This window comes from Pedobacter hiemivivus, assembly GCF_005144565.1.
GTDB lineage: Bacteria > Bacteroidota > Bacteroidia > Sphingobacteriales > Sphingobacteriaceae > Pedobacter > Pedobacter hiemivivus.
On sequence record NZ_SWDX01000003.1, the window covers coordinates 54,186 to 67,667 of the forward strand.

Annotated in this window: 8 protein-coding genes; 1 reads left to right on the top strand and 7 read right to left on the bottom strand. The window is 41.6% G+C overall.

From position 1 onward, the window contains the following. Positions 1 to 133: 133 nt before the first annotated feature. The gene (locus tag FBD94_RS07435; RefSeq protein WP_136879727.1) at positions 134 to 1,489 is read left to right on the top strand and encodes a sulfatase-like hydrolase/transferase; all 1,356 of its coding nucleotides are present in this window, start codon (positions 134 to 136) and stop codon (positions 1,487 to 1,489) included. 5 nt (positions 1,490 to 1,494) lie between these two features. Here FBD94_RS07435 and FBD94_RS07440 read toward each other — a convergent pair whose 3' ends face one another. Genes FBD94_RS07440 through FBD94_RS07470 form a run of 7 tightly spaced genes read right to left on the bottom strand, consistent with a single transcriptional unit; the run spans position 1,495 to position 13,471 of the window. Continuing rightward, complete coding sequence (locus FBD94_RS07440; RefSeq protein WP_205945851.1) at positions 1,495 to 2,562, bottom strand: glycoside hydrolase family 43 protein; 1,068 nt, start codon at positions 2,560 to 2,562, stop codon at positions 1,495 to 1,497. An 11-nt stretch (positions 2,563 to 2,573) separates the two neighbouring features. Continuing rightward, entirely contained in the window at positions 2,574 to 3,680 is a 1,107-nt protein-coding gene (locus FBD94_RS07445; RefSeq protein ID WP_136879728.1) for a glycoside hydrolase family 88/105 protein, read from the bottom strand. 20 nt (positions 3,681 to 3,700) lie between these two features. Beyond that, the gene (locus FBD94_RS07450) at positions 3,701 to 5,629 is read right to left on the bottom strand and encodes a RagB/SusD family nutrient uptake outer membrane protein (RefSeq protein WP_136879729.1); all 1,929 of its coding nucleotides are present in this window, start codon (positions 5,627 to 5,629) and stop codon (positions 3,701 to 3,703) included. A gap of 11 nt (positions 5,630 to 5,640) precedes the next feature. Continuing rightward, positions 5,641 to 8,973 carry a SusC/RagA family TonB-linked outer membrane protein gene (locus FBD94_RS07455; RefSeq protein WP_136879730.1) on the bottom strand — a complete coding sequence of 1,111 codons (3,333 nt, stop codon included), beginning with the start codon at positions 8,971 to 8,973 and terminating at the stop codon, positions 5,641 to 5,643. An 8-nt stretch (positions 8,974 to 8,981) separates the two neighbouring features. Beyond that, on the bottom strand, positions 8,982 to 11,429 hold the full coding sequence (locus FBD94_RS07460) for a glutaminase family protein (RefSeq protein WP_136879731.1): 2,448 nt from the start codon (positions 11,427 to 11,429) through the stop codon (positions 8,982 to 8,984). A 31-nt stretch (positions 11,430 to 11,460) separates the two neighbouring features. Continuing rightward, positions 11,461 to 12,462, bottom strand: coding sequence for a glycoside hydrolase family 43 protein (locus FBD94_RS07465; RefSeq protein WP_205945852.1), 1,002 nt, complete (start codon positions 12,460 to 12,462; stop codon positions 11,461 to 11,463). Between the two features lies 1 nt (position 12,463). Beyond that, positions 12,464 to 13,471, bottom strand: coding sequence for a DUF4973 domain-containing protein (locus FBD94_RS07470; RefSeq protein ID WP_136879732.1), 1,008 nt, complete (start codon positions 13,469 to 13,471; stop codon positions 12,464 to 12,466). Positions 13,472 to 13,482 lie beyond the last annotated feature (11 nt).

Consider the following 13,482-nt stretch of genomic DNA (forward strand, 5'->3'; position numbering starts at 1 on the left):
TAAATGATTAATTATGAAATAAAAGATAAAAAAAAATGGTCAAAGTGTATAGCCACCAAAGAATCGTAAATAGAGGATTTCTTCTTACTTTGCAAGTAAATATTTATTGCAAAATCTTTATTAAAAGCAAAATATGTCTGGTTCACAAAACATTCTTCCATTTAATATAAAAGCAACTACCCCTATATTAGTTCTATTCGTTACGCTATTTTTAACCTATCAGGTATCATTTGCGCAAAAAAATCCCAATGTGATTGTTGTATTAACGGATGACATGGGCTATGGCGATTTAGCCTGTTATGGCAACCCTTTATTTAGCACACCCTTTATTGATAAAATGGCTAATAATGGAATCATGGCAACTAATTTTGTAACCACCTCTCCTACCTGTTCTCCCTCAAGGGTTTCAACGCTTACAGGAAGATATTGCAGCAGATCAAAAATGCCTCGCGTTATTGGCCCCGGCGATAAAACTGCTATTCCTGATGAAGAAGTTACCATAGCTGAAATGCTGAAAACATCAGCTTACCGTACAGCCTGCATTGGTAAATGGCACATTGGTGATTACGGTACAGGCCTCCCAAACAAACAGGGATTTGACTTATTCTATGGGATGTTGTATAGTCATGACTTTAGGGCGCCTTATGTAAAAACAGATACGGTTATGAAAATATTCAGGAATCAAAAGCCAGAAATATACCGTCCTAACGACACCATATTGACTAAAACCTATACCGATGAAGCGATAAAATTCGTTAAAGAATCCGGCGTTAAAAAACAACCATTCTTTTTATATCTGGCTTACAATATGCCGCATTTACCAGTTGCTACTGCTGTAAGAAAAAACAGTAAAAAATCCGCTGGTGGAGAATTAGGAAATGTGATCGAAGAAATGGATACTGAAATGAGTAAATTATGGAAAACCCTTGAAGACAACGGTCAAGCGGACAATACTATTTTCATATTAACAAGTGACAATGGGCCATGGTTAAATGCTCCACAACGTATGTATGAAGACGGGGTTACGAAGCCTTATCATGTGGGAACAGCCGGAATATTCAAAGGTTCTAAGGCTACTTCTTATGAAGGCGGCCACCGCGTTCCATTTATAGTTTATTACAAAAACCATACGCTTCCGCAAGTAATACGGACACCAATATCCAATCTTGATATACTGCCCACTATTGCTGAGTGGACAAATACGCCTTTACCAAAAAGGATATTGGATGGTGAATCTGTAGTCAAACTACTTTCACAAAAAGACCATCAAAAAGCCCATAAACCTATTTATTACTTTAATTATGTGCTCGAAGGTGTTAAAGATGGAGACTGGAAATTACGGACAACCAAACAAAATGATAAAACAGTAAACGAAATGTTCAATTTGGGCTGGGATCCAACAGAGCGTTATAATTTATTTGATAACCCAAAATATGCCGGGGAGCAACAACATTTACAGCAGCTGCTTAATGAATATCCAGATAAATAATCCTCCTATTTAGTTTCTTTCAAACTGGGGCCATGCACCACTAACTTACCATCTTTATTCACTTCCATTTTGTCGATAAACACGAGTCTTTGATGTCCTGAAGCTTCAGTACGCCCATGATATACGCAAAGCATTTGTTTACCATCCGGGCTATAAGTAATGCTATTATGGCCAGTTCCAGTAACCCCTCCATTCTTCTGTAAAACAGGGTTTTCATCTGCCTTTTTAAATGGTCCTAATGGGCTTTTTGACGTAGCGTAACCTACCGCATAATTTTGCCCATCGAAGTTATTTGCCGAGTACATCATATAATAAATTTTCCCTTTTTTAAAGATAAAAGAGCCTTCTGTCCACCTCCTGTTTACTTCTTTAGCGGTTACCGAACGACTTTCCCAGTCCTCTTTACCCATTTTAACTGGCGGACGAAGCAATAGAACAGGCTCCCCAATTACACCCGAGAAATCCGGTTTCAATTCTACCCCATATACCCAACTTTCTTCCACTTCATTATACCATCCATTTTTTCTGGCCCATTGCGCTACCTCGCTTTCCACCGGGTGCTTATAACAGCATCTTGAATAGTACAAATAGGTTTTACCATTTTCAAACCACAGATTGGCATCTATAATTGGATATCCCGGATCAAAAATCGGGCGGTCGTTCAAGTCTGTAAAAGGGCCAGTTGGCTGATCTGAAACGGCTACCCCAATCTTAAAGTTTTCCTTTTCCTTGTTGGGATTCTGCTTCCACTGAGCGCTGTAAAACATATAGTATTTACCATCTTTCTTATAAACTTCGGGAGCCCAAAAAGAATGTATACCCCAGCCATTCCGATTATCGTGATGGTAAACCTGGCCTTCAAACTCCCAGTCCTTTAAATTGGTCGATGAATAGGCTCCAAAACCCTCTTTCACATCGCCCCCGGTACCATACATATAGTACTTCCCGTTATCATCATATAGTACATAGGGGTCTCCAAAAGGTATGGGCAATGGATTTCCAATAGACTGAGCTTTCGCAGTTAAAACAGCCATAAACAGGCACAACAAACTACACTTAATCCTTTTCATCATAATTCGTTTTACTATTTTCCTAAAAGCGCAGCTGCACACCACAGGTAAGGCGCCTGCCCGTGAAGGTCTCCTGCATTGCGTGGGCGGTCATGATAATGCTGTTTATCGTTCTTTTTTCCAGTACCAATACAAACTTCTGTTACGTTGTTACGTTGATCAATGTATGGTACCATCGCTAACCAAGCTTTTCGAGCTGCCGGCGCATAATCAGCAGCATCAAGCCATCCTTCCCGAACACCAACAATAAATGCATAAGTAAACATCGCCGTACCAGATGTTTCAGGCCAAAAATCAGGTTCATCAATAAGCTGATTCCACATACCACTTGGCCTTTGGTAAGTTTTCAGACTTTTCATCATGGTCAGGTAACCTTGCATAATTCGGGGGCGATCTTTGTGGTCCTTAGGTAACTCACGAAGTAGATCAGGCATACCTACTGCCATCCAGCCCGCTCCCCTCGCCCAATAATATGGAACATCTGGAGCATGATAGAAAAGTCCGTTCGGACGTTGCAGCTCATCCAGATAGCGTACCATTTCTTTTGCTGCCCTATCGATATATTTGCGGTCACCAGTTACTTTGTAAGCCTCATTTTGTACCACGGTGATCATATACATATCATCAATCCAGAGGCGTGTCTGCCAGGAAAAACCTTTATCAGCCCAGGCTTTCTCCTCTGGGTTTGCATTTTTAGGCACTTCCCACTGTGAATCAGCGTAGGCCAGCCCCATTTTACGATAGCGCTCGTCCTTTGTGATCTGGTAGAGTTTCAGCGCCAGACTGCCAAACATGTTATAATCCACGTGGTTCATAGGCGGCAACAATGGCTTTTCGATGGTAAAAAACGGTTCGAATTTATCTTGCAGAAGCTTAATCAACTTTTGGTCCTTCGTTTTCAAAGCATAATCAATGGCACCATTCCAGGTGCATACACCGGCATAATGAATATACCTGCCGGCATAAAGATCATGTCTGCTGTTTACAAAATGATAAGCCAGACGCTTGCCCACCTCGTCGGGCGTTGATCCTTTAGAAAAACCGGACAGCCCTTCGCGCTGGGCTAATAACAATTGAAAAGCAAATACTGCGAGCAGCGATAAAAATAGTCTCTTATTCATGTGAGTGTTATGTTTAAAATTTAATTCGTATCCTCATCAGCTACGGCATCCTGCCACTTGGTCCACATCTCTATACCACCATCATAACCGCTATAGCCGGAATTTTGACGCAATTTGCCATATAGGTTGGAGTTAATTGCAATTTGAGGAATAGGCCAGTAGATGTTGTTTGGCGCGATGGTATAATTTCTATTCCTTACGCTCACCTTGTTTTTATTGTAATAATCATTATAATGCTGTATGCGCTGATACCAGTAGCTGTTGTTTGCCAGGGTATTTACATTATAAGTATTGCCCCATTCATCTGTTTTGCCACTTAAAGCCAGACTGTAAGAAATCCTGCTCAATTCCATATGCCTCCATTCTTCCATATACAACTCACGTGCGCGTTCGTTCACAATATCACCAATGTTTACAGTGGTGTACAACTGGGCGCACTGGGCTCTCCTTCTTACCACATTTACATCTTCCACTGCCGCTCCAACATTTCCTTTGTAAAATTGCGCTTCTGCCCTTAATAAATAGGTTTCTGCCAAACGATAGCAATACCAGTCGGCCGCTCCCCCATCGTTTCTATTCGAGGTAGGCGTAGCCAGAAATACAGGATCTTCGATATATATTTTATAATGCGGCCAGTTAAACCAGCTGCGTATGGTATCTGTACACAAAAGCGTGTTACCATTGTACAGCCTCAAGTTCTGGCCGTAGAAAGAATCCGTTGGATCGTTATACTTCAGCATTTCCATATTGGCCCAGTTTCCTACGGCACTGTTATGGCGCAGATCTGTAGCATCGTTTTGTCCGTTTACAGACCAAAGACCGAACTGGGCAAAATAAGTAGGTCTAATCATAGCTATACCTCTTCCTACGGTACCGTTAATATCATTTTCGGCTCTATATTTGGCATCTGTTTTACCCACCGACAGGAGCACCTTTCCACTGGGTGATTTTAATGCTGCCTGGTTCCACATTGGCCCCCAGTTGCGCATAGATTTGTATCTGATGGTCGCATCGGTACCTTCACGGTTAGGCATAACCAGAATCGCTTCTTTATTGGCGGCGATAGCTTTATTTACCGGGCGATGCAAATCCCAGATGACGTTACGGGTCACGGGCCAATTAACCGGAGAAGGATTGTCAAATGTACCAAAGCTGTTGTTCATCAAAGCGTAACCAGATTGGTTAATCAGCGTATCGGCCTGGGCAATGGCTTTATCCCACTGACCGGTGGCCAGATAGCACTTTGTCAGCAGCTGCCGACAAGCGCCCTTGTTGATCATTCCGATATAAGCCATTTTCGATTGCTCAGGTACCCATGCTACCGCCTTTTCCATATCAGCGGTAATCATTTCCAAAATAGCCTCACGGCTCGTAGTTTTATAGTTTTGTTTGGGTGCAGTTAATATTTTGGTGACCAATGGCACATCCTTAAACTGAAAGCAAAGCGCCAGATACCGAAAAGATCTGTGAAAATAAGCCCTGCCAAGAAACTCCCGTTTAGTCCCCTGATCCAAACCAGGTACGTTATCAATCAAGCTGGTAATGGTATTGGCATATTTAATCCCATTATAGGTCTCGCCCCAAAAGAAAGAAATCATGTTGACATCATTGTCAAACATACCATCTGTAGGCGTAAGGCGTGTGGCCACATCGGCAAAGATGTTTCCATCGTCTGTTTTAGCCGAAACAGCTACATCCGACAGCATATACTCCGTACCGATTGGTACAGAAATATCCCTTGTATTCAAATGGCTCCAATAGGTACGTAAGTGCCTATCCAGCAGCGCAGTTGTTGCTTCAAGACCCGCACGACTTGAAAATGTAATATCAGGCTCGTAAAAAGAGAGTGGATCCGGTTTTAAAAAATCCTTCTTGCAGCCTGAAATGAAAGTAAGCGCACATATACCTATTACAAAAAGAGCCGATGTATAAAAATTATTCGTTTTCATCCTTAATTCGTTTAAAAACTTAGGTTTAACCCAAGTGTATATATTCTAGGGGTAGGTCCCATTTGTGAATTTTCAAGTTCAATATCCCAATAACGCCAGTTCTTATCTTTATTCCAAACGGCCAGGTTACGTACAGAACCAAAAACTTTTAAATTTTCAATATGGGCAGCCGAAGTCAGTTTTTTCGGCAATGTATAGCCCAGGGTTACATTATCTAGCCTGATAAAAGAACGGTCAAATACCCGCTGAGGTGCATTAAGTCCTGAAGGACCTTTTGATTCTAAGCGAGCCCAGAAATCGCTGGGCGCTTCCAGTGTCCAATATGGTTTCTCATAGGTATTGGCAAGTCCCTGGCTAATGGTCGAAGTGCCATTATCCTGGTTGAGATAAGCCCCGTTAAGTCGCTTATGCCCCCAGTAGGAATAGAGGTTAAAGGAAAAACTGAAGTTTTTATAGGTAAAATCGTTTCTTAAAGACCACATGATGGGTGCCTGCGTTTGACCCAGAAACTCCTTGTCGTTATCATTGTAAACAGGCGTAATTTTTCCATTGACATCAACTTTATCATCTCCCGTGTAATTGTTGGCCACTTTAGGATCCCCCGGACGCTGCCCGTGTCTGGCCGCTTCATCAAGTTCATTGGTCTGCCAAATACCTGTTACCCTGTAATCCCAGATGGAGCTGATAGGCTGCCCAATGAACCACTTATTTCCAATATCATCCACCTCTTTACTTGACACCACATTACCGCTTGCATCTAGCACGTCTACAAACTGGTAATAAAGATGTTTAATCTTATTGGTGTATTTTGAGAATCCAAGGCTAGTGTTCCAACTAAAATCTTTCGCCTTGATATTCTGCGAGTTGACCGATATTTCAAATCCTTTGTTCTGTACCTCACCTAAATTGGTTGTGATGCTGCTAAATCCGGAGAAACCTGGTAAGGACTGATTCATGATCATATCGGTAGTAGACATCTGGAAATAATCCAATGTCGTTGAAATACGGTTATTCAAAAAGCCCAGATCTAACCCTACATTGAAAGAGGCTGTTTTTTCCCATTGCAGGTTTTTATTGGCCATGCGATCTAATCGCAGATATTGGAATTGTACATATTTACCACTTGCGTCTATATAACCTTGTGTACCCGTCCCATTGGCAAGGTTGGCCAATGCAACGTATGGGTTGTCAAGCGAGCGGTTTCCATTTTGTCCATAAGACAAGCGCAGCTTACCATTGCTCAATGGCTTCCACTTAAAGAAATTTTCGTTGGTAAAGGTCCAGCCTAAAGCAAGAGACAGGAACGTTGCACGTGGATTGGATGTGCCAAATGCCGAGTAGCCGTCACGGCGTATAGAGGTGGTCAGCATATACCTGTCATCATAAGAATAGAAGAGACGGGCAAGCATACCATCTGCCGTTTGGCGACTGTCTTCAGAATCAAACTCACTCATCAGCTTGTCACCACCTTTGGTTTCATGAAAACCTAAGGCATCGGTAGGCGATATGTCCCAAGCTTGAATATTGTCCCTCCAGGACTGGCGCTCTTCTGCTTCCTGCACTAACGTTACATTAACACGGTGTTTTGTAGCAAAGGTATGTTCCCAGTTAATGGTATTATTGAGCGACCAGTCAAAACGTTTACTGTTATCGCGATTTACCCCTGCTTTTTTTGAACCAGGACTCCAATCAGGATGTAAGGATGAGGTAAAATAACGTTTATAGAACCATTGATACCGAGGCGAAGCGTTAAATGAATAAGTGATATTAAAAGGCAGTTTTACTTTTGCCGTAAAAATAGAGTTTAAAACATTGTAGCCGCTTTCAAGATCCTGAAACTGCCTGTTATAATCATAATTATATCCTCTTACAAGACCAGTCAGGGTTGAACCCTGGGGGTAGATCTCTAAGTTTCCGCTCCCATCCCGGTAAGCAGCGAAAGGACTGTTAAAAATAATTGCACTAGCCCAGTCTGTTGCTATATTTCCGTCTGACCGGTCCTGAAAGTTAACATTGGCACCAATGTTTAGCCAGTCTGTTACTTTGCCATCAACTTTAAGGTTGGCGCGTACAGCTTTGTAATTGTCACCCACAACAACTCCTTGATTTGAAAGGTAGCCGGCAGACATGTAATAATTGATCCTATCACTGGCACCGGAAACGCTGAGGTTATAATCCTGGTTAGTCCCATCGCGGAAACTATGGTCGTACCAATCGAAAGTTTTGCCGGCAAGATAATTGGTCAATACGGTGTGTCCCATTCCGATACGCGTTGCGTAGATCCGCTCGTCAGAGTCGCCCGCACCGGTCGGAGAATAGGCTCTCCAGGTGGCCTCAGTAATTCCATATTTAGCGAACATAGCCGGAGTTGGCTTTTCGTAATACCCTGGTTTATTTTTAGCGACTACAGCATCAATACTGCTCGACATATATGGCTCATAATTACCTGTAACCGTATTAAGGTCATACGAGCCTGCAATGTACCAGTCCTCTCTGTATTTCATATATCCCTCGGCTCCCCAGACAGGCCGATTTGCGCCCATGGTTGACAGCCCCAGGTTTGAGGTAAAATTAATTCTTGGCTTACCCGGTTTTCCTTTTTTAGTGGTAATGATAAGGACGCCGTTGGCAGACTGTGCACCATAAATGGCAGCGGCCGAAGCGTCTTTGAGTACATCGATCTGTTCAATATCATCAGGATTGATCTCAGATAACTCGCCATAGAAGATCATCCCGTCCAGGATAAGCAATGGGGAATTATGGTTACCATCTGTATAAACAGAACGCTGTCCGCGGATGTTGATGGAACCACCATTTTTTGCCGATGCATCCAGTCCAATAGTTAAACCAGGCGTCCCCCTTAGAATATCCTGAACAGTTCTTGGATTTTCCTCGGCAATTTTATCAGGCTTAAGCTGCGTAATTGCACCAGTAAGGTCTTTCTTCCTGGCGGTGCCATAGCCAATTACCACCACTTCATTCAGATCACCAACGGTTCGCTTCAATCGAATACTTCCCATATCCGCAGCCACATTAACTTCCACGAGCTCGTAGCCGATATAACTGATCACCAGTTTATCTTGCTCTTCAACATTTGCCAGATGAAAAGCACCATTCTGATCGGTCATTACCGACCTGCCTTTGCCCTTTATACCTACAGTTGCACCAATCAGCGGCTGGTCGTTCTCGTCCAGAATCTTGCCCCTGACATCAATTGCAAGACGATTCTGCTCAACATTGATCCGCTGGCCAAAAGTAGCAGCACTTACATGCATTAGAGAGGCTATTGATATAACGGTGGTTAATCGCATGGTTAACCATAGTTTAGGGTATAACGTATTCATTGAATCCTCTATCTTTTATTTAACTGGTAATCCAACAATTTAATGGCATAACCACCTACCACACTACGTGCTTGAAAGCCCACCTGCTTACCATTGGTCGTTTCATGCCAGTCATTTAATGGTACTCTACTTGGCGACTCCAGAACGAATTTATTGATTGGCTTTAAGAATTTCTCAAAATCAGCACGATTATCGGTCAAGGTTGCTGTCCACAAAATCCAATCAGATTTAGTATAAGTTTTACGGCTGTCCAATGGCAAACCAAAAGCATTTTGCTTTTTCAGATAAAAATCAATCTCCTTTTTATAAACAGTTTCCGGAAAAATACCAAGCTTCAATACCTTATCCCAAACAAGGTTATACTTTTGGCTCCAGGTATTTTTCAAATCAAATGTTAAAGCATAGTGATCACCCGCATCAGCCATTTCCATCCATTTTTTTGCCATTTCCTTAGCCATCGGCGTATACTTTGCTGCTGCTTCTTTTTCCCCCAATTGTGCTGCAAGCATTCCGTAACCGCCTAAAGCTACAATGGCTTTTACCGATAAGTTCGTATTCCGGGCAAGATGACCAGCAAAATCATCAGTACACAACTGATTTGCTGGATCAAAACCGTTTTTACTCAGATAATCTGCCCAGATAGAAAGCGTCTTCCAATGTTTTTTAGCATAGTCTGCATTACCTTCAACCTTAGCAATTGCTGCAGTAAGAATAAGCATGTTCCCAGCTTCCTCTACGGGCATATCCTCACCATAAGTTTGTCCATTTGCCAAAGGGTAAGTACCTATATCGTGTGCAGGAAAAGGTTTTTTCCACTTTCCGCTTTCGCTGTAATAAAAAATCCCATTTAACATTCCTTTTAACAAATCAGGATTGTATACCAAAAACAATGGCGCTGAGGGGTAAGTAATATCTACAGTATTGATAGAGCCATTACTAAAGTTTTCTTTAGAAAGAAATAAAATCTCGCCCTGCGGACTTTCCACTAATTTGTGTGCAGAGATGGCCTGACGATACGAAAGATCTAAAAGATCAGCATATCCTTTACCGCCTACTTTTAAGTTTGCAGCATAATATTGCTTATTAAATGCATCGCATTTTTGTAAAACCGAAGCGTATTCATTGTTTGCCAATGTAAGCTGTTTATCTATGGTCTGGTTATTTTTGCGGTTCCACCATGGTTTTAAGTTTTCGCCGAAATATTGAACAGACTCTATATCGTCATAACCAATCAATACTGTTTTTTCTGTAGCTATTGGGCCTACACTAAAAGGCAATACTGTAGCCAATGTTAAGCTATTACCTTTCGCCGGAGTAGCAGCGACTTTTCCACTTATAAAAGATGAAATCGCATTTGCCGATGAAGTAACATATTGGTTCCCGCTATTTTGAGCAACAGCAACGTACATATAACCCCAATCGATACGGATATCATCCCCCTTTTTTTTCAAAACCGGCTGTGCTGTTGTACCAGCTTTAAGCACCGAAAGTGCTCCGTTCCTGTAAGCTGATGCCTCCACTTCCTGAGCAGGATTATTGGTCGCTATATCCGTTGAAGCGCCAAAATAAACCTGCGCATTGTGCTTTTTCCCATCATTGGCCTTAAGCTTAAACGACACATAAGAAACCGGTCTGGCTACCAGATCGAGGTTATCCATCAGCAAAGGCGATGTGAAAGTAAGTTCCAGATCTACCTTACCTGCACTAAATTGATAGATGGTTTGTGTGGCATTTATAGTTACATTGTTTTGCTTAGCCATAAGCACCGACTTTAATTCGGCTGCTGGCTTTTCGACAGCTAAGCCGACATCTAGCCATTGCCCGCCTGCTGTATTTTTAACATGAGCAGCAATAACATTTTTGCCTTTCCTCAATACACCCTTTATCTTTTCATCAATAGGGATATTAACATATTTACCGGTCCAGCAATTACAGCTGTAAACTTTAACACCGTTTAAAAACAGATCAATATTATCGTCATGATTGATTCTTAAATTCAAACCTTTAAGGTCAATATTGTCCAGATTAAACTCACGACGCATCCATAGGTTATCACTTTTCCATTGGGTCTTGGCATCACTGTCACCAAATGGTGCATTTCCAGCTTTCCAGCTCTGATCATTGTAATCAGTCTTTTCCCAACCTGCAGCCGGTTCTTTTTCCGAATATTTTGCAGTATAGGATTTGCCTTCAGCTGTAGGTAAAAGCATTTCAAAATGCTTATCGGCTTTACCTAAAAAACTGTAAACCTGTTGATCAACTTTAATCAATCCGGATAGTGCATGGTTTGTGCCTGTCCAGTGTTTTGTTGGCTCCGCATTAAGATGATCGGAAAACGACCAGATACTAAAATAAGGATCGTGCGTAATCAGTGGATAGGCCGGCGCTTTACGCTGCTGAGCAGATGCACTAAGCATTGCAGCAACCAGGCCTAAGGAAAGAAAGAATCGTTTCATTTGTTTTTGTGTTTAGTATTTTATGATCTGTTTATTTTACTACTACTGGTCTGATTACTTCAGCATTAATACTTATCACACCCTGTGCGGATATACCTAAATTATTAATGTAAGACCTTCGTGGCCCAATGCTATTGTTATCTGCATGCGCATGGTAAATATATTTGTAAGTTCCATCGGCACAAACGAAGGGCGCACCATGCCCCGTACCAACCAATCCAGAAGCGGCGGGCTTATCTCTGCGTAGAATCGGATTCTCCGTATATTTCTTCCATGGCCCTTTTGGGGAACTCGCGGTTGCGTAGCCTACCCCATAATCTTTACTTTCAAAGTGATTTGCTGAATACATTAAATAATAAGTCCCCCCTTTCTTCAACACTGAGGGGCCTTCAGCAATCGTTCCTTGAATTTTTTCCCAATTCTCTTCAGCACTAATACATTTGGTCAACGTGTTGGTTTTTATACTTTGCAAGTCATCATTCATTTCGGCCATCCAGATGACATTACCTGAAGTAAATCGCACAAAATAGAGGTAAAGAGTACCATCTTCGTCTATAAACAACGAAGGATCAATCCCTTTTTCATTAGCCACAATAGGCTTTTTTTCTACCTGTATAAAAGGTCCTGTGGGTGTAGTAGCCGAAGCCACACAAATATGCTCATCAACAGTATAAAACATATAAAACCTATTTTTAGATGCAACATAATAGACTTCAGGGGCCCAGTACCACCTGGTTCCCCATGAGTTTTCCGGTGATAACGCAAGATGGTCGCCCCTCTTCCAATGCTTCAGGTCTTCTGATATATAGACTTCAAAACCGTTTACACGAGTTCCGTAAGCATAATATTTACCATTGTGATACAATACATATGGATCCGCAATAGGCAACTTGTCTTCAATAATCTCATATACTATCGGCGCATCCACTTTAGCTGGAACAGCTCGTAAACTATCGCTACCACCACACGATAAGGAGAATGCAAACAGCATTAATAAAATACAGATTACCGAGCTATTTTGAATACTTCTCATATTACCATTGAACTTGCTGATCCTCATTAGGTATCAATGTATTCAGGTCGCGTTGCATAGACAATGTTCCTTCCACCTTGTATTTCAAACGTTGTCCTGGAATTGTTGTATAATCCTCAAACTCGTATGATAAAAATAATGTGATATAGATATGTTTCATATAAGGAAGTTTCGCATCCATTTCTTCGTCAATTGTATAATAAGACTGGGATGTCCCTAGCTTAAACTTATTATTTACCGCATTGTCACTCCAAACTTCCAGTTTTTTCTTCCGATTCTGGACATCTATATTCTCATCAGTAAACTTCATCAGCACCTTGTAGTTCTTACGGTCCAAATAATCAATATCCCGGGTCCCGGCGTATAGAAATATCGTTTTGTCATCCGCTACATACGTGCGATGTTTGTTCAGTGTTAGCGGTTCCGTATCACCATCAAGAAAGATCTTGTATAAGGTACCACCATACTCCCCGGAATAATTATTAAATGGCATAACACGCAACATTGCTCTACGATAGCTTTTGTTCGGATTTGCTTTGTAGTCATAAGATGGATCATCTAAAATCTGCAAGGGTAATACCCACTTATCAGACTGATCCAGGTCGCCCATTTTAAAATCTATGGGTAATGAGATTGTACTGACACCCTCAGGAACCGTAATCGTGGTAGGAAGATTATAATATTTTGGATCTAATTGTCTAAAATACAATTCCTGACGATGGCCGTATTGCTCCTGGTTTAATCTCGCAAGTGTGTCTGGATCCAAACCGATGTGTATGGTCCGCGCTTTATTATTTGGAGTAGACCCACTGATCACAATTGGAAGATTGTATCGCACTACACCGTTAGCATTGTAACGTAAATAACTCCAGGACACGCCCTGACCTGTAACTATTGATTTAAAGGAGGCCATTTGGGTGAATTGTTCCTCCTCCCACTCATTTTTACATGAAACAAAACAGCTTGCCGTTGTTAACATTAAAAATAATATATATAATTTCTTTTTCATTGTTGCTAATT